Below are 26,542 nucleotides of genomic sequence, written 5' to 3'. Positions count from 1 at the left end.
TATCACTTTGATGATCTCGATTTGGCAATATAACCATGGGTAATGCTTTGATTTTTCCTGATATTCTATTATATTTATTGGACATGGTTGGCATTGTTGCCTGCGCGATTGCAGGGACTTTGCTTGCGCAGCATAAAGGCTTCGATATCGCTGGTTGTATCTTGGTAGCGATGGTCAATGCCATCGGCGGTGGGACATTACGCGATATGGCTCTCGACCGTCACCCTCTATTTTGGATGACTGATCTTAATTACGTGATCGTTATCACGGTGACCTCCCTTATCTTACAAATCTTCTTTCACCTTTATCATAAGATTGATAATGCGTTAAAGCTCTTTGATGCCATTGGGTTGGCCGCTTTTAGTGTCATTGGTTTTAAGGTGGCCTTAACCCTAGACATGTCTCCCCTTATTGCTATTATGATGGGTGTTTGGACTGCCATTATCGGTGGTTTGCTACGTGATATCATTTGTAATGAGATTCCACTGGTGCTACAGCGTGAGATTTATATTACTGCCAGTATCGCAGGGTCTGTGACTTATTTATGTTTACAGTATTTTGGAGTCGGTGCCAGTCTCAACGAATTTATTATGCTGTTTGTCATCTTTGCGGTACGTATGCTCGCGCTCAGATTCGACTGGCACTTGCCTTCTATTCGACTCGTAAACTGATTAATTGAGCAAGACTCTGCTGAGATAACCTTTGTTTGACTGACAATAATTGAAAATAGTGAGAACTGCCCATGTTGGCTATCGTATTGGACCCTACCGTACTGATCACTACTTTTGACCCCCGCTCTTTGATATATTTCTTCGATATGATTGGCATCATCGCCTGTAGCGTCTCAGGCACGATACTTGCCAAGCACAAAAACTTCGATGTCTTCGGCTGTCTGCTCGTGTCTATCGTTACTGCTATCGGCGGCGGCACGGTACGTGATGTCATTCTGGATCGCCATCCGTTATTTTGGATGGTAGATATGAGCTATCTGACCCTCATTACAATTTCATCGCTAGCGATGCAGATATTTTTTCATCCAAACTCCAGACGAGTAGATAAGTTCCTCAAACTCTCTGACACCATTGGTCTGTCAGCATTTACACTGATCGGTATCAAAGTCGCTGATAGTATGGGTGCCAATGTACCTGTAGCGCTGTTATTAGGTGTGATTACCATCGTGGTTGGTGGCATCATTCGCGATATGATTTGCAATGAGATTCCATTGGTACTGCAGCAAGAGATTTATATCACGGCAGCGTTGACAGGTGGGGTTCTATACTTTGCTCTAAAGAACTTAGGCGTGACAGATTGGGTAGCTGACATCTCTACGATGAGTACGATTTTTACTTTGCGTATGCTGGCTATTCGTTACGATTGGCAGTTCCCCACACTAGAGTGGAAATACTGATACTAGAGCGTGTCTTCATTTCGAAAATACCAATGCGCTCATCTTCGAGCGCGTTGGTATTATCGGTTTGACATTGTCGCTTTACCCCTGCTCTACCACAGCCAAATCTTTGACCATCAGCTGTAAGCTTTGTTTGCCATTCCATTCATTGATGTCTAGCTGAAATAATAAATGGACTTGCTTAGCACGGTAATCCCACGCGTCATTATCGAAGTTAAAGCAAATGGCCTCTATCGGATATTGAACGTCTGGATAGCGCAGCGATAACTTAAGATGTTTGTCTTTTAAAATCTTAAAGCTCAATACCTCAAACACACCATCAAATATCGGCGGTGCAAATCCATGACCCCAGATACTGGCATCGGCTAAATGCTCGGCAAACCATAAGCTAAAATCGCTTGCTTGCAAAGGTCCATCGGTGAATTTTTGCTCTGCAAATACCTCATCATCCATCTGAGCCATCACTTCATTAAAAGCTGTGACAAATGCCTCAAAGTTACGGCGTTTGAGGGTCAGACCTGCCGCCATCGCATGCCCACCGAAGTGACTGATTAAGTCTGGATAACGCTCAGCAACTTGTTCAATCGCATCACGAATATGTACGCCAGCGATAGAACGTGCAGAGCCTTTAATGGCGCTATCTTCATCTGTTTGTTCAGTGTCTGCTGGTGCAAATACGATACTGGGTAAATAATGGCTTTCTTTTAGTCGACCAGCGACAATGCCAATGACTCCTTGATGCCAGTCATCTTGGTATAGAATAATACCACGCGCACCTGAATTGCTAGCCTTAGCAGTAGAGACAGCTTGAGTAATTGTGTCGTCGTTACTGGCATTATCATCGCTATCACCATTAGCCCTATCGTCGTTATTATTTTCAGTGGCCAATGCTTGTACGATACTATCGGCTTGTGTACGCATCTCGCCCTCTACATGACGACGCGTACGGTTCAACTGTTCAAGCTCTTGTGCCAAACGTTGTGCGGTGCTCCAGTCTTCAGTCAATAAGCACTCGATACCGATGCGCATATTGTCCATACGCCCAGCTGCATTGATACGTGGGCCTAATACAAAACCAAAATCCTGCGCATGAAGCTGCTTGGGATCACGGCCCGCTTGCTCAAGCAATGCCAATATTCCCATACAGCAGCGGCCTTGACGAATTGCCGATAGCCCATGATGTACCAAGATACGGTTGTTTTTATCCAGTACCCCAACGTCTGCAATCGTCCCAAGTGCGACCAAATCCAAATATTGGCTCACCTGTACCGTAGACTTGCCAGCTTCGCGGCGTAGCTTTGCTAAGCGTCCGAGCACATAAAATGCTACGCCTACTCCAACCAATGCCTTACTAGCAAAGTCACAACCTAGCTGATTGGGATTGACTACCGCTTGCGCAGGTGGCGTCTCTTTGGTAGTAAGATGATGGTCGGTGATAATCACCGTGATACCATCAGCTTGGGCGCGTGCTACCCCTTCATGACTTGAGATACCATTATCAACCGTCACTATCATATCTGGCTGAAAAGTCTCAATACCTAACTCGACAATCTCTGGCGTTAGGCCATAACCGTACTTAAAACGATCTGGTACTAGGAAATCAACGACCGCACCCATCTTTGTGAGCGCGCGCATCATTAAGGCTGTACTGGTGGCACCATCACAGTCAAAGTCACCAACGATCAAGATGCGCTGACGCTCATCAATAGCCACATCTAATAAGCGCACGGCTTCAGTGACACCGTGCAGGGCCTCAGCAGGCAATAGACCTGATAGGCTAGTCTCCAGCTCATCAGGCGCAGTGATACCTCGACCTGCATACAGACGGGCAAGCGTGAATGATTGAGCGGCAAATGGTTGCAGCGCGGCGGGCAACTCGTCGATGCGAGTGCTGGTATAACGGGGGGTTAAATTTAGCATGAGGGTATTCTACTGGCTTTAGTAAAGGCTCACAATGACAATTTATACTACCTTTGTATATCATTAGGCATTGTGCAACCTGATGAATGATGCCCATATATTACTGATAATTCAGACTGCCATTTTTATAGCTTATACAAACCACCTTCATTTAATCACTTACAAAAAAGGTGCACAGTGTGAGTAATTTCATTCATTTTGCTACAAAGCAATGATTGTAAGCCACGCATAAATCCATAAAATAGTAAGCAACTGAAGGATTTGTTATCCATTGAACTTTTTATCATTTATATTTTAATTATTTATAAGGACACTTTATGAAAACTACGCCACTTGCTGAAAAACTTCCAAATACTATCGACCCTAACCTAGATCTTGATAAAGTCAAAAAAGAATGTCAGGGAATGGTAAAAAGACGCGCTAGAGTTTCTGCTGGTGTAGCGGTTGTGCCAGTGCCATTTTTTGATGTGGCAGTTGATGCAGGGATGTTGACGCAGTTGATTCCAGAAATTAGTGAGCGTTTTGGTCTTATTGAAGACCGTCAATCAGCCATTAACTTGGAATCTCGCGAAGTGCATTGGAGCGCAGTAAAAGATCGTACCGTAGATTTTGCTGGTCTCATGGCAACACGTGGTATCGTCAAAAAAACCATCCAAGGTTTCGGTGGTCGTATCGCTGCCAAACAAGTGACCAAGTTTATCCCACTTGGCGGTCAATTAGTTGCTGCAACGATGGGCTATACGATTTTTAAGAAAATTGCTAATGACCATATCAACGAATGCTATAAATTGGCAAAAGATATTCAGCAAAAAGAACACGGCAAAAATGTATAAATAAGCCGAATAGCTTAGTCTATATCAAGCCAGTTAAGTGATTACTTAGCTGGCTTTTTTGTGGTTAATACATATAGGTTATAGAGTTCTAGAATAAAATGCGCCTGTGGTTAATGATGTCATTGCTAGGTTTTACTGATAATATACAGCTTTATTTATGACAGACACCTTAAAGGACTAACTTATGAAAAAAATCTTGGCTTCAACGATGATGCTAGCGACTTTTGCCTTGGCGGGATGTACCTCAACAGGTACTACAAACAACGGTACAGGTACAGCAATCGGTACCGCAAACGAGATCGGCATGAATGTTTTTAGAGCTGCGATCGACAACCAATGCCGTAGCCAAATTGAAAAACAAAACGCATGGCGTGTTGCAAGCGTCGCCATGACAGAAGCACAGCAAGAATCTGTTAAAACTAATGTTTGTGGCTGTGTCAGTGAGCAAGCACCGCAGCAAGTGACGATTGTTGAGCTGGGCAATGCCGCGATTGACTCTCAGTACCGTACTCAGTTAGTCGCACAAGTCGTCGCCAAATCTCTACAGAGCTGCTATACAAGCTTTGTTCAATAGAACAATTAAGTTATTTATTAGAGTAAAAAATAATAAAAAGGGTGCGTTATACATAACGCACCCTTTTTATTGCTAATATATTGGTTCAATTAATTAGCCTAAAATTTATTTGTATCAGATGGTTGAGACGTTATAGATGCCGTAAAAGGTAATGATTGGCTGCGACGGAAATACTTCGAGGTGCTATCTATAATTTTATCTACTTCCTTAATTAAATCATTGATTACATCATCATAAATACCATGATATAGCTCTTTTTCAAATGCTGTAAATGGGTGCTTGCGCGACGCTGAACCCACCTCAGTCACGCCGTCTTTGCTATAAAAAATATCTACGCGACCATCACTATTCAACACACAATTTAATAATCCACCTTCAATCTCCATCTCTACGCGTTCTGGCATAAAAATATAGTCATCTACATTGATAAGCTTTTTCTCTACTTCTCGTTTAAAAAATGATTTGATATCGAACATAGGTACATCCCTAACTTTATAATTATAAGATACGTGAGCATGCCGAGCACTGTGACTGTTACCCAGTATTTATCTGCGTGATTAACGGGTCATGCTTTACTCAGTTATCCTATAAGATAGCGTTAGATTATTTAAGGTGCGATATGTAAAACTGCGTTTGATGTTGGTAAAAATGTGCGATTCATCATGGCTTCAATATAGGCCTAGCAAAACAGGCTCAGAAAAACAGACCCAACAAAAAAGGAAGCTGCCAATCAGCAACTTCCCTTCTATATTATAGAACTGCATGAACTAACTTAATTAAACCCAACCCTTTTCACGAAATGATTTAAGCACTTGTACAAATACCGCCATCTCATCAGGTCTACCAAGTGTTAGACGATTAAAGCCAGTGATAGGTGCAAACTCACGCCCGACCGCAATGCCATGTTCGTGCATTCTATCGATATAGGTTTGCACATCGCCTTGTATCTCATGAAATATAAAGCTTGCCTGTGATGGCAAATAGCGCAAACCAAGCTCATCTAATGCTTGCTCAACCAGCTGACGCGATTGATTGGCCGTACGTAAGCTCAATGCCAAAAAACCTTCATCATCGAGAGTCGCTAATGCAGCCACGGCACCTGCCAAGTTGGTATTATCAATTGAGATGAAAGCCTCTAGTTTGCCTATCGTTTGCGGGCTAGCAACTGCATAGCCGACACGCATGCCAGCGAGTGCACATAGTTTTGAGAAAGTACGCACTACAACGATATTTTCTGAGTACTCCTCTCGTATCCATGCGACACCACTCTCAAAACTTGGATCAGTCACATATTCCGAATAAGCTTCATCTAATAAAAAGTAATGGTTACTTGTTGCATTTCCTACCCATTCTTTGAGATTTACTGTGTCAGTAATAATCGACGTTGGGTTGTTTGGATTGCACAGATAAAACAAACTAATACCGTCAAAGTCATCGGCCACCTTTTGCATACTTTGCAAGTCAAAGGCGTAGTTTTCAGTCGTTAGCGGTACTTTTACCACAGGCACATCGATAGATGTCGCATACAACTCAGCATAGGCAAAGGTTGGATGTGGCACGATAACTTGGAATTTTTCGCCTGCTACTAATGCTTGATTTTGTAGCATTTGGACGACAGTACGAATGTTTTCACTAGAGCCACTGCCTAGAGAAATTTGACTCTCTGCTACACCGTTTATCTCAGCGACTTTAGTAATCAGCGCCGCACGTTGGTCATCGGGATAGCGAAAGCTGATGTCTAAAGAGTCGATAACGGCTTGTTTGGCAGCATCTGACATGCCGAGTGAATTTTCGTTAGAGTTTAATTCTATTAAGTTGTTGGTAAGCACAGTGAATAATACGCCTAGATTATGTCCATTCCAAAAATTTAGTCTGTGTTGACAATGTGAGCTATGAGAACGACAAGCCTAGCCTACCAAGAACATTACACGTACTCGGCTTATTCGCTTATGACCTAAATTTTTGAAATGTTATATGGATGGTGAGATTTATGCGGATATGGTAAGTGGCAATGCGTTGTATTACAAGTATTCTGTACGTTCCGATATTGAATAAACCATAAAAAAGTGAGGTACTCAACAAGCACCTCACCTTCACTATTGTTTAGCCTCAGTATTTAACCTCAGCCATCAGATTAAATGTGCTTTTAACTCTAGCACTTTATCACGCGTTTTTGCTGCTTCTTCAAACTTCAAATCACGCGACATTTGCTGCATTTGCTTCTCTAATCGTTTGATTTCTTTGGCAAGCAGATCAGGGCTACGCAAGATGTTGATGTCGACATCTGGCAAGTTACTCTTAACTGGGATAGCTTGATTGTCATTGGCATCCAAACTTTCACCCGTATCAATCTTGTCCGTGATACTACGGCGAGCACCTTTTGGCGTGATATTATGCTCAAGGTTAAAGGCAATCTGCTTATCACGGCGACGATCCGTCTCGTCTATCGCCTTTTGCATACTTGGTGTAATACGATCAGCATAGAGAATGGCTTTACCATTCAAGTGACGCGCGGCACGACCAATGGTCTGAATAAGCGAACGCTCTGAACGCAAAAAGCCTTCTTTATCCGCATCAAATATCGCTACCAATGATACCTCAGGCATATCCAAGCCTTCACGTAATAAGTTGATACCGACCAGCACATCATGCACGCCAGTACGGAGCTCATGGATAATCTGCATACGCTCAACAGTATCGATGTCCGAATGTAGATAAGCGACCTTTACATCGTACTCTTTAAGATAACTGGTCAGATCTTCCGACATACGCTTGGTCAATGTGGTAATCAGTACACGCTCGTCCTTTTCACGACGTTTGGTAATCTCTGATAGCACATCATCAACTTGCGTCAATACAGGACGTATTTCAATCTCAGGATCAATTAGTCCTGTAGGACGAACGACCTGCTCAACGACTTGCTCGCTGTGTTCAAGCTCATATAGGGCTGGCGTGGCACTAACATAAATGGTTTTAGGCTTAATGCGCTCCCACTCTTCAAACTTCATCGGGCGGTTATTCATCGCGCTTGGTAGACGGAAACCATAATTGACCAAGTTTTCTTTACGTGATCTATCGCCTTTATACATCGCGCCAATCTGTGAAACCGTCACATGTGATTCATCAAGGAACAACAAGGCATCTTCTGGAATATAATCAAACAACGTCGGCGGCGCTTCTCCTGATGGACGACCAGAGAGATGCTGTGAGTAGTTTTCGATACCGTTACAGTAACCAAGCTGCTGAATCATCTCCAAGTCATATTGAGTACGCTCTTTGAGACGCTGTGCTTCAATCAGTTTGTTGTTGTCACGGAAGTACTCTAAACGCGGCTCTAACTCAGCACGAATAGTATGGCTAGCAGCTTCTAGCTTATTACGCGGCGTCACATAGTGCGACTTTGGATAAATGGTAATACGTGGCACACTGCGCACCGTCTTACCCGTTAAAGGATCAAACCACGTAATCTTCTCAACCTCGTTATCGAATAAATGCACACGTACGGCTAGCTGCTCAGACTCAGCAGGATAGATATCTAACAGCTCTCCACGCAAGCGATACGTACCACGGCCAAAATCTAGCTCATTACGTGTGTACTGCATCTCAACCAAACGCTTGATGGTTGCCGTACGGTCGATGTTATCGCCCACAACGACATGCAAGAGCATTTTTAGATAGCTTTCTGGATCACCCAAACCATAGATACAAGATACCGAAGCGACGATAATCGCATCACGACGCTCTAACAAGGCACGCGTGGCTGACAGGCGCATCTGATCGATATGATCGTTGATGGCGCTGTCTTTTTCGATAAAGGTATCACTCGCTGCGACATACGCTTCTGGCTGATAATAATCATAATAGCTGACAAAATATTCGACCGCATTATTAGGAAAAAACGATTTGAACTCACCATATAGCTGAGCCGCTAACGTTTTGTTGTGCGCCATGATAATGGTCGGACGCTGAGTTTCAGCGATGACCTTCGCCATGGTATAGGTCTTACCAGAGCCAGTCACACCTAGTAGCAACTGCTCGTCCATGTCCGAATTGATACCGTTAACTAGCTTTTTGATGGCTTGCGGCTGGTCGCCTGCTGGCTCAAAGTCAGTCACCATCTCAAAGGCACGACTTGATATTTGCGTCCCTGACGCATTAACACCACTAATTTCAGCTTCGCCTTGGAGCTGAGTGGCCAATTGATTTAACTGACGCGATGAGCGCGGTTCAGGCATTCGCATAATGGCTTTCTTCTTCTTAAGGTTTATAACAATATGGGGTCTGAGCAGCGGTTTTTAAAGGAGAATAAGGAGTCTCATCCTATAATTAAAACACTGTCTCGCTGCCCAAAAATATGAGTGTATAAATGTACGGTTTATCAGAAATTAAAGCTTAATATTAGCGGATAAAACTTACATCGTTATAAAAAACGCACACAGTATTCGATAAATTTACAAAGCTTTTCACGGTTAACAAACTCGTTACACGACCACTCAACAAAGCCTAACACTCAAGGGTTCCAACACTGAGTTAAGCTGCTATTATCATTCTTGAATTAACAAGTTGATGACTTTTCAGTACTAGTGAGCAGTATTGATGAATTGAAAGATTTATAGCAATTCATATTGTTAGCTTTAACTTAATTGTCATCGAATAGAAGACCAATAAAAATACATTGAACTTTCATTCAATATAATAATTTTAAATAAATGACGGAGTAAAATATGAGAGAACGTTACGCAAGTGGTATTTCAGACGAAACTGCGAAAAAAATGATTGATTTATTAAACGCTAACCTAGCAAACGTTATCGATTTGACATTAGATGGCAAACAGTGCCATTGGAATCTACAAGGCACTGGCTTTATCGGTGTGCATCAATTACTAGATGAGACATCAGATCGTATCCTCGAAGTATCAGATACTATCGCAGAGCGTATTGTAATCCTAGGTGGTCAACCGAATGGTTTGGCAAGTCGCGTAGTCAAAGAGTCTATCCTAGATGACTACCCAACCGACATCACTGAAGTAGATCAGCATGTACGTGAGTTAACTAGCCGCTACAAGAAAGTCGCAGAGACATTGCGTGAAGCGATTGCTACCGCTGGTGATGCAGGTGATGAAGACACCGCTGACTTGTTTACAGAAGCTAGCCGTATTGTTGATAAAGATGCATGGTTCATCGGTGCAAACGCACCAAAGAAATAGTACCGTTTAAGTTAAAAAATTACTAAGTACTAGAGTTATAAGAAAAGCCGTCACTCATGACGGCTTTTTTGTGTTTTGATTTTTGAATTTAGAAAGTGTACTTAAAAGTATTCAATAGGATTTCTCTACCACATATTTAATCTATTGAGCCCTTATATCAAATACTCTCTAAACTTAGCAGCTCAGCGTTAGGTTCTGACAGCGTCAAGATAGCCTCTTGAAATACCGGATTACCTCTAAATAGATTTTCAATCTCTTCAAACTTCTGAGCGATATGCTCTTCTTTTTGATTGCCGGCGATATCTACTGCTGCCACCATAAATATCTTTTTCGGGCCGACCCACTCTAGGTGCAGATAGGACACACTATCGATATCTGGATGATTCAGCAGCTCGCTTAAAACGTATTCATGCATACGGTCAGTGACTCTATGCCCGACCAAGAAATCTCGGTTACGACTAATCAAGAATATGGCGACGACGCCCAGTAGTAGACCGACGATGATAGACCCTAACGCATCCCAATACGGTTCGCCCGTATAAGCATGCATACCCATAGCAGCAGCGGCAATCACCAAACCGATGACCGCTGCTAAATCTTCAAAGAATACACCGCGCAACGTTGGGTTAGACGTATCTACAACATAGCCAAGTGCACTGATATCGAGCGCTTCACCATGCTTTTTGCTTTGTCTGTATGCCTGAACCAATGAGATCCCTTCGAGCACAAACGCCACTGCCAATACGATAAAGCCAATCGTATAATTAGTCTCAGATTCAGTAGCGTTCCATTCCTTAATACCAGTATAGATAGAGACAATCGAGCCTGCCGTAAATACCCCGAAGGCAGCAATCATCGACCAAACATAAGACTCTTTGCCATAGCCTAACGGATGGCTTTTATCAGCAGGTTTGATGGACTTTTTTTCTGCGACGATAAGCAATGTACCATTGCCAGCATCCGCCCATGAGTGAGCTGCTTCTGCAATCATAGAGGCTGAGCCTGTCATAAAAGCGGCAACGGTTTTTGCAATTGCAATAACCAGATTGGCTCCGACCGCAATTAACACAGTGATAAGTGAGCCTGAATGCTCATCATTGGTTTCAGGGCTTTGATTAAGGGTATGTTTTAATTCAGGGTCATTTAAAATTTTAGGATTGCCTGCCCCACGCGCGCGAGGTGCTTGCGCTTTAGGAGAGGCTGGTAAATGGCGCTGGGGATTAGCAATAGATGGCTTTAGACTCATGCTAGACTCACTGAAATAACGTATTTATATAGAATTTTTCGCCGTAGATGAATGGCTTGAAATATATATCAGCTTAAAATAAGCGCTCTACAATATCAGTGTCTTTTTAGTGAGTCGTTGTATGAATTATTAATTCAATAAAACTGGATAACTTTATACAATTTTAGATAGCTTTGAATAACTTTAGATAGCTTTGAATAACTTGGGCTACTTTTCCACCTCGGCATTTTCTTCGTGTTCGCTAAACTGTTTATTAATTTCTTCAAAGTCGCAACTAGGACGATGGGAGCTTTCCATACGCAGTTTCTTTCGTTCTTTAGCCGCATCCGCTCGACATTGCTGCATCTTGTTTTTGATATCGAGTGGCGGTGCGGATGTCGGTTTACCATTGTCATCGATAGCCACCATCGTAAAGTAACAGCTGTTTGTATGACGGACGGTACGACCGCGCACATCTTCTGCTTCGACGCGGATACCTACTTCCATCGAGGTATTACCAACATAATTGACACTGGCTGCAAAAGTAACCAACTCGCCCACATATATCGGCTCACGGAACATCACTTGATCGACAGACAGTGTCACCACATAATTACCACTATAGCGACTGGCACAAGCATAAGCGACCTGATCAAGCATCTTGAGCAAATCCCCACCATGCACGTTGCCAATGAAATTCGCCATATCAGGCGTCATCAGTACTGACATATATAGCTCATGGTTTAATGGGGCTTTTTTGGCAGTGGAGCTGGTATTGTATTGCGGCATAATATTCCTTAATGGTTTGACACTTATTTATTATGCCTACCATTTATACAGCAGGTCGCCGTATAGCACAAACAGACCTCTGTCATTAGACAGTCTAAATTATGTAAATTGGTGCTATTTAAACAGCGTTATATAGGCCAAGATGTAAGCATTAGCTTAACCAGTGAAAGCGATACGCAAGCCACGCTACTATGGCGCTAACCGAACCGGTCAAAATACCACCCCAAACAAAATCTACCAACGCTGTATCTAGCGTAAAGCCCTTATACAGTGCTAAATTGGTAAAGTCGTATGTGCCATAAGCCATCAAGCCAATCAGCCCGCCGAGTAAGAAGATATGACCAACGGATGCGCCTGCTTTGATTTGTGGATATAGAACCAAAATACAAAGTGCCAATATATAAAACATATAAAATACGCCAGCGGCCATCATGTTTGGCTCATCAGCCAATAGATGCCCAATACGCGACTCATAAAAGGCGCCTTTCATGGTAGTCAGCCATACAGCATCGACACCCAAAAAGATAACCACAGCAGTGAGATAAATAAAAACGTAACCCATGATATTACCTCTTATAAAATGAATAAAAACGGATAAAATTTATAGTGTTAGTCTTGGTTGGATAAAGTCTAAAAATGCCAGAATACGCGAAGATACGGCACTGTTTTTATAATATACCGCCTGTATGGCTTCACGGTTATTTGGTCTGGCTATCGCCTCAGGCAACACCTCAACCAGTCGTCCAGACTCCAAATCCTCACCAATCATAAAATGTGACAATAAAGCAATACCTTGATGATTTAAACATAGCTGACGTAGAGTCTCGCCGCTACTGGCTATCATGTGGAAATTCAGTTTAACTGGTGTTTTTAGTGGCCAGCTATTTAGTTTTGACGCATCGTTAAAGCCAATTAATTTATGGGTGCTCAAATTATCAATATTCAAATCCTCAATATGAGTCACTTCATTATACTGATGTAAATATTCAGGACTGGATACTAGCCGCAGCTTACTTTTACCTAATAGACGTGCATGCAAATTTGAGTCTTTTAAGTCGCCAATTCTGATAGCCAGATCCGTTTTGTGCTCAAGCAAATCGATAATATTGTCATGCGAGGTAAGGTCGAGAGTAATGTGTGGATATTGCGCCACAAAATCACCAACCAAAGGCGTCAATTGATGAAAGACAAACGGGCTCGCGGCGTCAATTCGTAGATGCCCACTCGGCGCTTGTTTTAACAGCTTAATCGCTTCTTCACCGGTATATAACGTATTTAAACTCTCACGCGCATATCTTATAAAGACATGCCCTTCCTCCGTCAGCTCCAAGCGCCGTGTCGTTCTATTTAGCAGCGTGCATTGCAGCGTGTCTTCGAGTCTGGACACCGCACGAGATACTTTGGCAACCTGCTGATTCAGTAAGTTGGCAGCGCCAGTAAAGCTGCCCGTGTCTACTACCGTCAAAAATATCTCTATATCTTCTGTTTTAGCATGTCCCATCATCATGATTACCTTTACAAAATCGACAAAGGTATTTTGTCATTTGTGCTGTTTTTTGCAAACTATAAATCCGTCAAACTACGCGCATCATTTAATTATTAGGATGTCGTTATGCCACTCGCTTTATGGGCGCTTACTCTAAGCGCATTTGCAATTGGGACAACCGAATTTGTCATCGTTGGTCTGGTACCAACTATTGCCGCAGATCTAGGCGTGAGCTTGCCTTCCGCAGGGTTACTCGTCAGCCTATATGCTGTCGGTGTTGCCATCGGTGCCCCTATACTGACCGCACTCACTGGCCGCTGGAACCGCAAAATCGTACTGATGAGCCTAATGGGTCTGTTTGTCATCGGCAACTTGCTGGCTTGGCAAGCACCCAGTTATGAAACCTTAATACTTGCCCGTATCTTGACTGGTCTGGCACATGGTGTGTTTTTCTCTATTGGTTCCATGATTGCTACTAGCCTTGTCAGTAAAGAAAAAGAAGCCAGTGCAATTGCCATTATGTTTACCGGACTCACTGTGGCGCTCGTCACTGGCGTCCCCCTTGGTACATGGATTGGACAGCATTTCGGTTGGCGCGCTACGTTTTTGGTCGTCTCAGCACTGGGCTTAATCGCTTTAATTGGTAGCGCGATATTAGTACCAAAAAACCTAAAAAAATCTATCCCTGCAACCTTCAAAGAGCAATTACAAGTCATTGTAAAACCACAATTACTACTGGTTTATCTAATGACTATTCTTGGTTATGGCGGTACGTTTACGGCATTTACCTACCTAGCGCCTATCTTAGAGCAGCAGACCAAATTTGCACCATCAGCCATTGGTCTTATCATGCTCGTATATGGCGTGTCCGTTGCTATTGGTAATATCTGGGGCGGAAAACTTGCAGATAAACGTGACCCTATTAGTGCGCTTAGCATTATATTTAGCGCCTTAAGTGTCATTCTTTTACTATTTACCTTTACTATGCAATCCAAGATTGCTGCTGTGCTGACTATTTTGGTATGGGGTGCTTTTGCCTTTGGCAATGTACCAGGTCTGCAAATCTACGTGGTCAAGCAAGCTGAAAAATATACACCAAATGCCGTCGATGTTGCTTCTGGATTGAATATTGCTGCATTTAATATCGGTATTGCACTGGGCTCAATCATTGGTGGTAGCGTGGTTGAAAATATGTCATTACAAGACACGGCTTGGATCGGTGCTGTCATATCTTTAATGGCACTAGCGGTAACACGCTATTCAGGCCTGCGTGATAAGCGTGCCCTGCAAGCATCGTAGAACCTTTCGATATAGAAGCTTTCAATGTATAACCTCTCAACATATGGGTCTCAAACTGTCTATAGAGTTTGAGACCCTATGAATGTTATGAACAAACCATATCTATATCATCAGACTTATACTGACGCAGTGTCTGCCATATCTGCGTCATTAAAGGCCGTCTCATCGTTCGAAACCGTTTCGTTCTTCAAGACCGCACTTGGCAAATCGGAAAAATGCAGCGTGTCGATATTGTTAGGCTTGACCGCAGTGACTTGGACCACACCGATCGTGCGCTCCAAAAACCCACCTTCGCAATAGCAAAAGTAAAACTCCCATAGGCGGATAAAGGCATCGTCATAGCCAAGCGCTTGAATCTCTGTACGCTGCGCCATAAACGCAGCACGCCAGTCACGCAGTGTGTAAGCATAATCAAAGCCATAATCATGCAATTGCTTGACGACCATATCGGTCTGCTCAGTGAATTGGGTCGTCAGCTCTTGGTTTGAGAGCAGACAGCCCCCTGGAAAAATATGCGTTTGGATAAAATCGACTGAATCGATATAGTCTTGATAATTCTGATCGTTAAAGGTGATAGCCTGTAATACCATAAGACCTGTCGGCTTGAGCAAGCTATTACACTTAGCAAAGAAAGTCGGTAAGTACTCATGACCCACCGCTTCAATCATCTCGATACTGACCAGCTTGTCGTATTGCCCCGTCAACTCGCGGTAATCTTGCTTAAGAAGCGTGATCTTATCAGACAATCCTGCCGCTTCGACTCGTCGCTTCGCTTCATCATACTGGGCATCAGAGATAGTCGTGGTGGTCACATGGCAGCCGTAATGCTTGGCCGCAAAAATAGCAAAACCGCCCCACCCTGTACCGATTTCGATCACACTATCATCAGCGCTGAGCTGTAAACGTTGGCATATAAGCGACAGTTTGTGCTGCTGAGCATCGCTGAGCGTCACGTCAGGCGTAGGATAGACTGCTGATGAGTACATCATCGTATCGTCCAAAAACCGCTCATACATGTCATTACCCAAATCATAATGCGCTAGGATATTGGATTTGGATCCAGATTTGTCATTGCTACGTAGTTGATGCTTCGCTTTTTCAAATGCTTTACTAATACCAGCAAAACGATTTTCTAGTTTATTGAGTACGGCTAAGTTACGAGCTGCCAAACGAATCAAACCTGTTAGATCATCCGTATCCCATTCACCATCGATATAGCTGTCTGCTAGCGCGATAGAGCCACCAAGTAATAGCTGACGATAGACAGCGCTATCATGAATCTGTAATGTCACATGTAGTGAATGGCGACCAACCGCTGAACTACTAGCGTCGTTAGTAGCTACTTTACCAAAACTACTTGTCTTAGGTTCCTGCTCGCCAAATGTTTCAATCAGCGTGAGGCTACCAAACTGAATGTGCTGTAACGCACGAAATATAAGCTTTCTAGCTAAGTGATTCACACTATTGCTGACTGGCTGTAGTACAGCACTTTCATTAACCACTTTGCTCACACGAGCAGTTAATTTTTCTAGTTTTGTGACTGGTGCTCGATCGGTCGGTCGTGCTGGCATCGTGTATTTATCCTTGTTTAAATGCTTTATTGTTCAATAGTTGATTTTTAGTAGTACATTAACGAGATTTTTAGATTGTTGATATTTAAGATTGCTGTAAATATAAGACATCTTTTGCGTTCGATACTGCTAGCTGCTTTTCTGTTGACTGTCGGCCAATTTTTCATCGTAGTTGATATACGGCACTTTTTTAATCGCATAGAGCTTAAACGCGTGCCAATAAATACGTGTTAATGATGTTATATTCATCAGAGGGTTTTTTCGCAAGCTATGACGAACGGCATCTTCTGTCATTGGCACCCCTGATATCTTTATACCAGTTTTTAGCACTTCACCGCGCTCATCACTGATATTGATAGCGATACGCACTTGTAATCCAGTATTAGATTGCTCGTCTGTCTTTGTACGTTTTACCGTAACCTGCCAGCGATACAGCTGATCGATAGGGTTAAAAGGTGATACGTGAAAATCCTTGTCATGACAGAACTCAGTATCTTCTCCTTCTAACAGAAACCCGTAGTAATAACGCTTGTCCCATGGCGTATTAGACACTTCAGCTAATAGATGAGTTGGCGTCTGCTGCGCATCAAATCCTAAGTAAAAATTGACTGGGCTAAAGTACATGCCCGCATTGCGGCAAACAAGTAATCCCAACATATCGCCTTCAGGTGCGCTTCCAGCATATCTCTCGAATGCTCGGCTTAGACGTTTTTCTAGTGCTTGAATAGATTGTCCGTTACTATCATGTTTTTCATAGTTACTTAGGCTATTAGCACTCTGTAGGTCAGTATGCTGTAGGTAGTCATCCGGACAGAATCGTTGTAGCGCCTTTTTCTTTGCTGAAAATAGAGGCAGACCTTTCGCTAGTAGCTTTTTCGGTAATACTTTACGTAATGGTAATTTTTCTAAAAACTTACTCTCGTCAAATGACGCCGTGCTAATTTCAGGAAGTTCTTGCCCTGTCGCCAATGCGCTAATATTGACGCCCCAGTAGCGATAAGGGTAAACGAATTTATTCAAACTAGGTAGCAGCCGACTGTGCCATGTCGTACCCTCAAACAGCTGATGCGGCAATGCATTTGTATCATAAGAAGACTCATGATTTGGCTTAGTATTGGTATCTTGAGCGGACGTGGTCATAAATAGTCTCTTATGTAACGGCATACTTTTATATGGCGAATCTTTCAAAACACTTAGAATACATAACGGCATTAATCGTCATATTATTTGGTTTTACGGCGACCGAATAAGCCACGTTTCTTATATTGGCTCGTATCAGCAGTTGAACTCTGTAAACGATTAGCATACTCGACCAGCTCCTGATTGGTCGTCGCTATGTTTACTTCGCGCTTGTTCAGTCTACGTAATTTGGTATCCGCTTTTATAGGCAAATCTTTATAACGAAACGGCGTGTGCGCGCTATCAGCGTCAGGTAAATGAGCTGGGTCAACCTCATCTTTTATATCAATATCAAGACCAAGCGCCCGACAGACGCGTAATCCACTGCGTACACCATCTTCATGAAAGCCATTAAACCAATAAGCCCCGCAGAAATGTGTGTGCGAACCGTTACCCGAGATACTCGACCATTTAGTCTGCGCCTCAATCATCGCAAGATCGAACACTGGATGACTGTAATCGATGCTTTTAATTATCTGCTTATCATCAACGCTTTTATTGTCTACAGCTGGGTTTAATGTGACCAAATAATTGTGTTTTTTGGTCAGGCGTTGCAGGATATTCATGTGATAAGTCAGCACTGGCTTTGCAGGTATCTGTGCGTTTCCAAACGCTTGCTCATCCTTAACACTGCCTGAAACTGTTTCATCTATTAAGTAATTCCAGCTTGCCCATGCCAGTGGCTTCTTAGGTAAAACACTGGTATCGGTGTGCAGTACAGCTGTGTTTTTGGTAAAGCGGAAATGACCTAATACTTCAGATTCATCGGTGCCCGCATCCTTTAATATCTTTAGTGCGGTATCTGCATGACAAGCAAAAATAACCTCGTCGAATACAAGTTTTTCTCTACGGTTGTCAGCGTTACCTTTATCCTGCACTGTCAAAGCATTCTGTACTGTCAAAGTTACTTGCTCACCATCACGAACTACAGACTGTACTGGGCTATTGACCCGTATCTTGCCACCCGCTTTGATAAAGCGTGGAATCAATTTATTGACGTACTGTTTTGAACCGCCTTTTATCGTAAACCACTGCGGACGATTGACCACATCCAGCAACCCATGGTTGTCAAAGAACTGTGCAAAAAACACCAAAGGAAATGCTTGCACTTCATCTAGGCTGGTTGACCATATAGCCGATACCATTGGCAATAGATAGTTATCAGTAAATAGCTGACCGTATTTTTTTTGTGCCAAATAACCACCGAGCGTTTGCTCTGCAAAGCTACTGACATCTTGTCCTTGAGAGCGTGCGCTGTCGTAATCTTGGCGTAGTTGTTTGATATGCTTGTTAAACTGTAAGATATCTTTGATAAATTGCCAGAATTTTGGATTAAGTACATTTTTACGTTGTGACAATAAAGTATTGAGCGTATGACCATTGTATTCAAAATGACGTGCAGTATTTTTGACAGAAAAGCTCATATCCGTTGCCTGAAACGGCACCTGCAACTCATGAAGCAAACGGAAAAAGTTCGGGTATGTGCGCTCATTGAAAACAATAAATCCTGTATCTATCGCACTACTCTCTACATTGCTACTTTTTGCTTTTTTACCGTCTTGTAGTGCCACGTCAATCGTATTTACATGCCCGCCGATATAATCGTTGGCTTCAAATACCGTCACATCATGATGCGTACCTAGATAATGGGCACATGTCAGTCCTGATACACCTGAGCCGATGATAGCAATACGTTTTGGGGTAGTCTGATGGTCAGAGTTTGTTTTAGCATTTTTTTGGTTACTTGCACGCTTGAAACGAGTAAACGGCATAAAAGCATTCCCTTCTGTATTTTTCTGTCGATATGATGGCTAAGAGTTCTATTGATAGTAGATTATTTTTAATAGTAGATTATTTTTTATTAAGTTTTTCACTAACTTGCTGCCAGACCAAATCAGGCAGCGTGCCCAATGCTTTTAAAGGCATGGTTAGTTTTTTCGGAAATTCAATCACCTCATGCCCGCTTTCGATACCGTCGCGTATGGCTTGGCTAGCCTGCGCTGGCGTTTGGATAAACGGCATCGGAAAGTCATTCTGTTTGGTCATCGGTGTTTCGACAAAACCAGGTACGACTAAGCTGACTGACACATCATGCGGAGCAAGGCTAATCTGTAGTGTCTTCATTAGATAATGGATAGCAGCTTTTGAGCTACCATAGGCCTCAGCGCGCGCAAAAGGCACATAAGCAGATGCTGAACCGATACCGACCAAGCGACCTTTTGAAGCAATTAGCTTTGGCAGCACTCCTTCGATCGCATGCGACAACGTACCCATATTGACCGACATGACTTTCATAAAGACACTGCTATCAAAGTTCGGCATATCTAAGTACTCGCACATGCCAGCACCGCAAATTGCTAGATCGACATTGTCGATTTTTTCAAAAGCTTCGATGACCTTTTCTCGATCCATTAAGTCTAAATCAATCGTTTCTGCGCCTAACGCCTGAAGTTCAGTCAACGCTTCGTCGTCACGGCCGACCGCATATACATGATGATCTGCTAGTAGATAGTCTTTTGCCAACTGCTTACCAATGCCTGACGTCGCCCCAGTAATGAGAATATGTAATTTTTCAGTAGAATCTGTCATCGTAAATATCCTTTTTGAGTATTCTTATCTTTTTAAGTATTTTCATAATATGGAATTAATGCTCTTAAACTGATTACCTAATAAAACCTTAGACCTTTGATAGCAACTAGCTATTAATTATCGTTATTCTTCGCAGATATCATTGGGCGCATTTTATTAAGCTATAAGCCATTTTATTTAACAAATCTAAATAATTATAGTGGTTGGCTACAGGTTTATTGTTGTGTCTTCGCAATCGTCTGGCTCAAGCTTAATATAAGCATGTTATTTGTCATCTTTATAAGGGTGCTACTATCACAAGCAACGACACAATATTCTGTTACTAGCGTCGTAAGACAGCTCAATATCAGCATGCTACAATTCAAAAATTAGCAATCGCGTCGTTTGCCGAAGCATTATTACCATCATCTATAATCGAATGACCACCGTATTACGGTAAGATAAGGCTATCTTTTCTTAAACTATCTGACATCTTGTCCTGATAGCAATGAAAACGTTATATAATTAATATCAGATTTTCACAAATCCCACCCTCATATAAAAAAGGATCTCTCATGAGCGAGTTGCAACTGTCTGACCGCGTCAACAACATCCAACCATCACCTACGCTAGCGATTACCAATAAAGCCAAAGAGCTCAAAGCAGCTGGTAAAGATATTATCGGCTTGGGCGCTGGTGAACCTGATTTTGATACTCCTGAACACATCAAAAAAGCAGCAATCGATGCAATCAATGATGGCTTCACTAAATATACGGCTGTCGATGGTACGCCAGAGCTAAAAACAGCCATCATCGAGAAGTTTAAGCGCGACAATGACATCAGCTACGAGCCAAACGAAATCCTAGTATCGGTCGGTGGTAAGCAGTCATTCTTTAACCTTGCCCAAGCATTTATCAATCCTGGCGATGAAGTCATCATCCCAGCACCATACTGGGTCAGCTATCCTGACATGGTTATCATCGCAGAAGGTGTGCCAGTCATCGTCAAATGCCCAGCGGAGCAAGACTTCAAAATTACCCCTGAGCAGTTAGAAGAAGCGATCACTGACAAGACTAAACTATTGGTATTAAACAGCCCATCTAACCCAACAGGTATGATTTACACATTAGATGAGCTAAAGGCCATCGCTGAAGTATTGAAAAAACATCCACAAGTCTATGTAGCTTCAGACGATATGTACGAGCACATCCGCTGGACAGGTGATAAGTTCTACAATATCTTAAACGCGGCACCTGAGCTAAAAGATCGCGCAATCATCTTGAACGGTGTGTCTAAAGCATATGCAATGACAGGCTGGCGTATCGGCTATGCGGGTGGCCCTGCTAAGCTAATCGGCGCGATGAAAAAGGTACAGTCACAATCTACCTCATGCCCAACGTCAATCAGCCAAGTGGCAGCGGAAGTCGCTATCAGTGGTGATCAGAGCGTACTAGAGCCGATGGTAGCCGCCTTTGAGAAACGCTGTGACCTAGTCGTAGATGGTTTAAATGCCATTAAAGGCATTACTTGCTTGCGTCCTGATGGCGCATTCTATGTATACCCAAATATCGTACCGCTCATCAAAGCAGCTGGCCTGTCATCATGTACTGAATTCTCAGCATGGTTATTGGACAAAGTAGGCGTGGCAGTCGTACCTGGCGATGCGTTCGGTCTCGGCGGCTATATGCGTATCTCGTACGCTACTGATGAAGCGACGCTAAAAGATGCGCTATCGCGTATCGAAAAAGCAGTGGCTGATTTAGACGTTGCTGAATAAATCGTAAATAGCAACGAGCCTTACCGCTGTTCATAAAAAAGACGCCCTATACACTCTATAGGGCGTCTTTTTTACGAGAGTCTTAGGCATAACTAGGAAAAACACGCTATCTCATCATTAAAATGACAATTTTTACTAATTATGCAAAAAAAGGCTTGACGTATTTTTTAACTTTGCTAGAATACGCCCCACTTAGCAAGAACTCGTTAGAGACTGTTAAGGCTCGTTGTAAGGTCTCAAGTACTTATAGCTTATTCTCCAATAGCTCAGTTGGTAGAGCAACGGACTGTTAATCCGTGTGTCCCTGGTTCGAGCCCAGGTTGGAGAGCCACATTTTAGTAGTAAATTTCTTGAGTCAACTTTGATTCAATTATGGCATTTGCCAAAACCCTCATCAATTTGATGAGGGTTTTTTTATGTCTCTCATTTAATATTATTTATCACCGTTGCTCTTTTGATAAACGCTTACAACTATTTTATCTCATTCTTGATTATGACAATGATATTTAAAAGTAAATATCATTGTCACGATAGGATATAACTGTAGCAAGCTTTCTGTTGGCTAGCTTAGCTTGGCAACATTGGCAACCATAACACCAATGCCAACAGTGTCACTAACAACACAGGCGGCGTGATCAGTAGACCAATCTTTATGTACTGCCCCCAGCTGATTTTGTAGTCCTTTTCTGCCAACACATGTAACCATAGTAAAGTAGCCAGACTACCAATCGGCGTAAACTTAGGACCCAAATCATTACCGATGACATTGGCATAAATCATTAGCTCTCGTGTTGCCGCAGGTACTTGTGCTTGATCAATCGCAAGCGCGCCGACTAGCGTTGCTGGCATATTATTCATCACAGAAGCGACGATAGCAGACAAGAACCCAGTTCCGACGGTAGCAATGACTGCGCCTTGCTGACCCAACCAGTTGAGTACTTGCGCACCATAAGCAGTAAGTCCTGCATTACCCAGACCATATACCACCAAATACATACCGATTGAAAATAGTACGATTTGCCAAGGCGCTTTACGTACCACATCGCTCACAGAGACCACCGCACCACGCCCGCCTTGCCATATGCGACCAGCGATTGCCATTAGTGCAACAGCAGCGATGCCTGTAACCAGTGAAATAGGCAGCCCCAACGGCTCTGTTGCAAAGTAGGCGACCAGTAGCAAGCCTAATAGTGGAAAAGCAGCTCGGAATACTAATGGATCGGTAATGGCAGATTCTGGAGCGCTTAGCTCGCTAGTTGAGTAGGTTTTTGGAATATGACGCGCATAGACAACCCACAACACCAGTAGCGTCGCTAATACAGACACTATATTGACCGGTACCATTACCGCCGCATAACGACCAAAGCCAATATCGAAATAATTGGCACTGACAATGTTGACTAAATTTGAGGTGACCAATGGCAAGCTTGCCGTATCAGCGATAAAACCAGTCGCTATGATAAATGCTAAAGCTGATGGTGGCGAAAATTTCAGACGTAGCAAGATAGCAATGACAATCGGGGTTAGTAATAGCGCAGCACCATCATTGGCAAAAAAGGCAGAAATAAAGGCGCCCAATATGACAATCATCGGAAACAACAAGCGCCCTTGCCCATTGCCAAGACGTGCCACGTGCAATGCAGCCCAGCCAAAAAACCCTGCCCGATCTAAGATAAGCGAGATGATAATCAGCGCCACAAAAGTAAAGGTCGCATCCCAGACAATATCCCAGACGATACCCACATCTGATAACTGCACGACGCCAAGCGCTAACGCGACTAAAGCACCACCCATGGCGCTCCAGCCGATGCCCAATCCTTTAGGTTGCCAAATAACTAAGACTAAAGTGACCACAAAAATAGCAAATGCAAGCATTGTACGACCTTACTTAAGCTGATTTTATTCAGCCGATTTAATATAGGAAATTAGATCGATTAGGAGGTTAGATCGATTTTTGATTGACGCGGCTCGATAGTTCTTCAGCACTCTCAACGCGTTCTGAATAACGATCAGTGAGATAATCTGAACGTCCGCGTGTGAGCCAAGTAAACTTCACTAGCTCCTCACAGACATCGACAAGACGCAGATATAACGGAGACATATCCATGCGATTGTCGTCGTTGAACTCCAAAAATGCTTTGGGTATCGAAGATTGATTGGGGATAGTAATCATCCGCATCCAGCGCCCAAGAATACGCATTTGATTAACTGTATTGAAGCTCTGACTGCCGCCGCTGACTTGCATCAGTGCTAGTGTTTTACCTTGAGTTGGACGCACGCCACCTAGTGACAGCGGTATCCAGTCGATTTGCGCTTTCATAATACTAGTGATACTGCCGTGACGCTCTGGACTCACCCACAGCATGCCTTCTGACCACTGCGCCAGCTCCCGCAATTCTTGCACTTTAGGATGGTCTGAGTCTACATCGTCAGGCAACGGCAAGCCGGACGGATCAAACATTTTTACTTCACAACCATACCAACGTAGCAATCGGCTAGACTCTTCAGCGGCCAATCTAGAAAACGAGCGTGCACGGACAGAACCGTATAGCACTAATATTTTCGGCGGATGACGTGAATCATTTGGCGCAACTAAAGAATCAATGTCGATAGGCTGAAGATTATCTATATCAATATTGGGCAAATCGTCTAAGCTAAATTCTGGCGAAACAGTAGGATCAACTGCTAATGTTTGGTCAACCTCAGTGTTTGTCATGAGTAACAACCTCGCCGTCTTCTTTGGTGAAGCTACTTACTGGATTTGCTAGCAATTCAAACACACGCTCTGACGGACGGCATAGAGCAGCGCCTTTATCCGTCACTACGATAGGACGGTTGATTAAAATAGGATGCGCAATCATGGCATCGATAATTTGGTCGTCAGACAACTCAGGATTATCCAGACCAAGCTCATCATTAATAGCTTCTTTGCTTCTTAATAGCTCTCTAGGCGAAATCTGCATTTGTGCCAACAGCTCCACTAAACGGTCGCGCGTTGGCGTATTTTTCAGATATTCCACCACTTCTGGCTCTTCACCCGACGCTTTAATAATGGCAAGTGTGTTACGAGATGTACCGCATTTAGGATTATGAAAGATTAATGGCTTCATAGTGTTTACACCTATTTTATGTATTTATTGAATTGATAATTGGTTTAATCATTACTTTGCTCAGCAGACTCATTTACTCTGCAGTCGCTCAGGCTATCCATGAGTGACGCACACAGTTTTGGATGTCCCGCACAGCAATCTTGCAACAGGAACTGAATGACGTTATCCATATGTAATAACGAAGCACGATAGATAATCTGCCGGCTATGACGCTGTGAGACCACCCACCCTGCCCGTGCCAGCACCGATAGGTGGGCTGACATTGTGTTATGAGGAACAGCGAGCTGACGGGCTATTTCGCCCGCAGGTAGGCCTTCAGGCTCATGGCTGACTAGCAGCTTAAAAGCCTTTAAACGAGTATCTTGAGAGAGCGCAGCAAAGCTTGCGATAGCATTAGTTATTTCCATATGTCCAATAATACAGACATATTAAAATAATTCAATGTGTTTTGAACGAGGTTGTTATTTTTTTGTGCGTTTAAATACCCTACCAACATGAATCAAGCTGATTAGCTTAATTAGCGGTTTGATAAGTAGTTGGGCGCTGCCAAGGATAAATAGCCATGTGCCGTCCGTCGTTAACGATTCTTTCAAAAAGAAAAAGCTACCAATCAAAAACCAAACAGCGATAAGTAAATCATTTACTGCGCCCAAAGCATCATATCGTCGCTGTATGGCAATATGCTCTTGCCCAATATCAACATCTAACGCTTTGCAGTCGCTCAAAATTTATCCTTTGCTTGCATGTATTTGAACAATAGATATATCAATTGGCTAGCACGGCTGTCAATGAGCTATTGTAGAATAGCTTATCAAATAAGACATCTGTTTTTAACCTCACTAACTAGCGTTCAATAACTTTATTACACTTATAGAATTTTCAGACCTGAAAATATCATACATGAGACGCTAAAGATCAATCCTAAATAGTATCTAAGATCTTGGCTAAAAGGCATTATCATCGATATTTTAGGAAATGATTTAACAACGTAAACTTTACTTTCATTCAGACACTTTGACAGTCTCGCATTAGCACTTTCATAGCTAAGCTTCATCACAGAATTCGTAGAATTAAGTAAACTACTACTATAGTTCTTTTCTGATACCTCATATTCGTAGACTATATTTATAGAGTGCCAATGTCCTAAGCAAAACTCTCTACCAACAGGAGATATGTTATATGAAACGGTCTTGAAGTTGATTTTCTCTCCAAATAAATAGACAAATGCATCTACTAAAAAAGTACCCACTATAATAATAGTGATAAGCGAAGAAAAGAATAACATGGTATATAGAAGAAATATTTCGTACATAAGCTGAATCGCTATAATTTTTTATAATCATTCTTACAAGAAAAGGAAATATTATAAGAATATAAGTAATTTAGAACTATTTTTGTAAACAGCAAAACAGAGCTTACAATGCCAAATACAAAGAACCGTAGTAGAGCAGCTATAGCTATCAGAATACTAGAATAGTGAACTTAATTGAATAGTGACTTACTTATAATTGTCACGTTAGATTAATATATACCTTAACCCCACTCTCAACTTGAAATAAGCAAATCAAACTGAAGAGGCGGATTACCAAGTTTTT

At 42.7% G+C, this 26,542-nt stretch carries 24 protein-coding genes and 1 tRNA gene; 8 read left to right on the top strand and 17 right to left on the bottom strand.

All coding sequences use genetic code 11. The features are described 5' to 3' along the window. Nucleotides 1-35 precede the first annotated feature (35 nt). Together FQV37_RS01325 and FQV37_RS01320 are read left to right on the top strand one after the other, a co-directional pair. Nucleotides 36-671, top strand: coding sequence for a trimeric intracellular cation channel family protein (locus FQV37_RS01325; protein WP_057760886.1), 636 nt, complete (start codon nucleotides 36-38; stop codon nucleotides 669-671). Nucleotides 672-742: 71 nt separating this feature from the next. After that, the gene (locus FQV37_RS01320; RefSeq protein WP_057760888.1) at nucleotides 743-1,408 is read left to right on the top strand and encodes a trimeric intracellular cation channel family protein; all 666 of its coding nucleotides are present in this window, start codon (nucleotides 743-745) and stop codon (nucleotides 1,406-1,408) included. A gap of 81 nt (nucleotides 1,409-1,489) precedes the next feature. On the opposite strand, the gene recJ is transcribed toward FQV37_RS01320, so the two are convergent. Continuing rightward, nucleotides 1,490-3,328: a single-stranded-DNA-specific exonuclease RecJ gene (recJ, locus tag FQV37_RS01315; RefSeq protein WP_160020965.1), complete on the bottom strand. Its 1,839-nt coding sequence runs from the start codon at nucleotides 3,326-3,328 to the stop codon at nucleotides 1,490-1,492. A gap of 317 nt (nucleotides 3,329-3,645) precedes the next feature. Here recJ and FQV37_RS01310 point away from each other — a divergent pair, with 317 nt between their 5' ends. Both FQV37_RS01310 and FQV37_RS01305 read left to right on the top strand, forming a co-directional pair. Beyond that, the gene (locus tag FQV37_RS01310; RefSeq protein ID WP_057760892.1) at nucleotides 3,646-4,161 is read left to right on the top strand and encodes a hypothetical protein; all 516 of its coding nucleotides are present in this window, start codon (nucleotides 3,646-3,648) and stop codon (nucleotides 4,159-4,161) included. A 184-nt stretch (nucleotides 4,162-4,345) separates the two neighbouring features. Then, on the top strand, nucleotides 4,346-4,735 hold the full coding sequence (locus tag FQV37_RS01305) for a hypothetical protein (protein ID WP_101206414.1): 390 nt from the start codon (nucleotides 4,346-4,348) through the stop codon (nucleotides 4,733-4,735). A 98-nt stretch (nucleotides 4,736-4,833) separates the two neighbouring features. On the opposite strand, the gene FQV37_RS01300 is transcribed toward FQV37_RS01305, so the two are convergent. The 3 genes from FQV37_RS01300 to uvrB form a co-directional block, all read right to left on the bottom strand. Then, complete coding sequence (locus FQV37_RS01300; protein ID WP_057760896.1) at nucleotides 4,834-5,211, bottom strand: hypothetical protein; 378 nt, start codon at nucleotides 5,209-5,211, stop codon at nucleotides 4,834-4,836. A gap of 300 nt (nucleotides 5,212-5,511) precedes the next feature. Next, on the bottom strand, nucleotides 5,512-6,564 hold the full coding sequence (locus tag FQV37_RS01295) for a pyridoxal phosphate-dependent aminotransferase (protein WP_240990906.1): 1,053 nt from the start codon (nucleotides 6,562-6,564) through the stop codon (nucleotides 5,512-5,514). A gap of 300 nt (nucleotides 6,565-6,864) precedes the next feature. After that, the gene (gene uvrB, locus FQV37_RS01290) at nucleotides 6,865-8,976 is read right to left on the bottom strand and encodes an excinuclease ABC subunit UvrB (protein WP_101206411.1); all 2,112 of its coding nucleotides are present in this window, start codon (nucleotides 8,974-8,976) and stop codon (nucleotides 6,865-6,867) included. Between the two features lie 483 nt (nucleotides 8,977-9,459). Here uvrB and dps point away from each other — a divergent pair, with 483 nt between their 5' ends. After that, nucleotides 9,460-9,942 (top strand): DNA starvation/stationary phase protection protein Dps, encoded by a 483-nt coding sequence (dps, locus tag FQV37_RS01285; protein ID WP_057760902.1) that lies wholly within the window; start codon nucleotides 9,460-9,462, stop codon nucleotides 9,940-9,942. Nucleotides 9,943-10,099: 157 nt separating this feature from the next. Here the strand turns inward: dps and FQV37_RS01280 are convergent, their stop codons facing one another. The 4 genes from FQV37_RS01280 to FQV37_RS01265 form a co-directional block, all read right to left on the bottom strand. Further along, nucleotides 10,100-11,188: a cation diffusion facilitator family transporter gene (locus tag FQV37_RS01280; RefSeq protein ID WP_160020964.1), complete on the bottom strand. Its 1,089-nt coding sequence runs from the start codon at nucleotides 11,186-11,188 to the stop codon at nucleotides 10,100-10,102. A gap of 207 nt (nucleotides 11,189-11,395) precedes the next feature. Continuing rightward, entirely contained in the window at nucleotides 11,396-11,956 is a 561-nt protein-coding gene (locus FQV37_RS01275; RefSeq protein ID WP_101206408.1) for an acyl-CoA thioesterase, read from the bottom strand. A gap of 151 nt (nucleotides 11,957-12,107) precedes the next feature. Next, the gene (locus tag FQV37_RS01270) at nucleotides 12,108-12,518 is read right to left on the bottom strand and encodes a DUF2177 family protein (RefSeq protein ID WP_114700344.1); all 411 of its coding nucleotides are present in this window, start codon (nucleotides 12,516-12,518) and stop codon (nucleotides 12,108-12,110) included. Between the two features lie 39 nt (nucleotides 12,519-12,557). After that, complete coding sequence (locus FQV37_RS01265; RefSeq protein WP_160020963.1) at nucleotides 12,558-13,460, bottom strand: LysR substrate-binding domain-containing protein; 903 nt, start codon at nucleotides 13,458-13,460, stop codon at nucleotides 12,558-12,560. A gap of 108 nt (nucleotides 13,461-13,568) precedes the next feature. Here FQV37_RS01265 and FQV37_RS01260 point away from each other — a divergent pair, with 108 nt between their 5' ends. Continuing rightward, nucleotides 13,569-14,741 (top strand): MFS transporter, encoded by a 1,173-nt coding sequence (locus tag FQV37_RS01260; RefSeq protein WP_160020962.1) that lies wholly within the window; start codon nucleotides 13,569-13,571, stop codon nucleotides 14,739-14,741. 116 nt (nucleotides 14,742-14,857) lie between these two features. Here the strand turns inward: FQV37_RS01260 and FQV37_RS01255 are convergent, their stop codons facing one another. The 4 genes from FQV37_RS01255 to FQV37_RS01240 form a co-directional block, all read right to left on the bottom strand. Beyond that, complete coding sequence (locus FQV37_RS01255; RefSeq protein ID WP_160020961.1) at nucleotides 14,858-16,312, bottom strand: SAM-dependent methyltransferase; 1,455 nt, start codon at nucleotides 16,310-16,312, stop codon at nucleotides 14,858-14,860. A 129-nt stretch (nucleotides 16,313-16,441) separates the two neighbouring features. Then, entirely contained in the window at nucleotides 16,442-17,452 is a 1,011-nt protein-coding gene (locus FQV37_RS01250; RefSeq protein WP_160020960.1) for a DUF1365 domain-containing protein, read from the bottom strand. Nucleotides 17,453-17,535: 83 nt separating this feature from the next. Then, nucleotides 17,536-19,263 (bottom strand): NAD(P)/FAD-dependent oxidoreductase, encoded by a 1,728-nt coding sequence (locus FQV37_RS01245; protein WP_160020959.1) that lies wholly within the window; start codon nucleotides 19,261-19,263, stop codon nucleotides 17,536-17,538. Nucleotides 19,264-19,342: 79 nt separating this feature from the next. Then, complete coding sequence (locus FQV37_RS01240; protein ID WP_160020958.1) at nucleotides 19,343-20,080, bottom strand: SDR family NAD(P)-dependent oxidoreductase; 738 nt, start codon at nucleotides 20,078-20,080, stop codon at nucleotides 19,343-19,345. Nucleotides 20,081-20,634: 554 nt separating this feature from the next. Between FQV37_RS01240 and FQV37_RS01235 the strand changes: the two genes are divergently transcribed. After that, a complete protein-coding gene (locus tag FQV37_RS01235; protein ID WP_057760918.1) occupies nucleotides 20,635-21,837 on the top strand; it encodes a pyridoxal phosphate-dependent aminotransferase in 1,203 nt (400 codons plus the stop codon). Nucleotides 21,838-22,092: 255 nt separating this feature from the next. After that, nucleotides 22,093-22,168, top strand: a tRNA-Asn gene (locus FQV37_RS01230). 236 nt (nucleotides 22,169-22,404) lie between these two features. On the opposite strand, the gene FQV37_RS01225 is transcribed toward FQV37_RS01230, so the two are convergent. The 5 genes from FQV37_RS01225 to FQV37_RS01205 all read right to left on the bottom strand — a co-directional run bounded on the left by FQV37_RS01225 (nucleotide 22,405) and on the right by FQV37_RS01205 (nucleotide 25,672). Further along, on the bottom strand, nucleotides 22,405-23,712 hold the full coding sequence (locus FQV37_RS01225; RefSeq protein WP_160020957.1) for an arsenic transporter: 1,308 nt from the start codon (nucleotides 23,710-23,712) through the stop codon (nucleotides 22,405-22,407). Between the two features lie 67 nt (nucleotides 23,713-23,779). Next, on the bottom strand, nucleotides 23,780-24,553 hold the full coding sequence (gene arsH / locus FQV37_RS01220; RefSeq protein WP_083603586.1) for an arsenical resistance protein ArsH: 774 nt from the start codon (nucleotides 24,551-24,553) through the stop codon (nucleotides 23,780-23,782). Further along, nucleotides 24,540-24,947 carry an arsenate reductase (glutaredoxin) gene (arsC, locus tag FQV37_RS01215; protein ID WP_057760920.1) on the bottom strand — a complete coding sequence of 136 codons (408 nt, stop codon included), beginning with the start codon at nucleotides 24,945-24,947 and terminating at the stop codon, nucleotides 24,540-24,542. The genes arsH and arsC overlap by 14 nt, the downstream gene beginning before the upstream one ends. 44 nt (nucleotides 24,948-24,991) lie before the next feature. Next, nucleotides 24,992-25,354, bottom strand: coding sequence for an ArsR/SmtB family transcription factor (locus FQV37_RS01210; protein ID WP_057760921.1), 363 nt, complete (start codon nucleotides 25,352-25,354; stop codon nucleotides 24,992-24,994). 54 nt (nucleotides 25,355-25,408) lie between these two features. Then, the gene (locus FQV37_RS01205; RefSeq protein WP_057760924.1) at nucleotides 25,409-25,672 is read right to left on the bottom strand and encodes a YrhK family protein; all 264 of its coding nucleotides are present in this window, start codon (nucleotides 25,670-25,672) and stop codon (nucleotides 25,409-25,411) included. Nucleotides 25,673-26,542 lie beyond the last annotated feature (870 nt).

The sequence above is a fragment of the Psychrobacter nivimaris genome (genome assembly GCF_009812035.1).
Classification (GTDB): Bacteria; Pseudomonadota; Gammaproteobacteria; order Pseudomonadales; family Moraxellaceae; genus Psychrobacter; species Psychrobacter nivimaris.
Note: the sequence above shows the minus strand (reverse complement) of the source record. Positions and strands in the feature narration are given on the sequence as shown.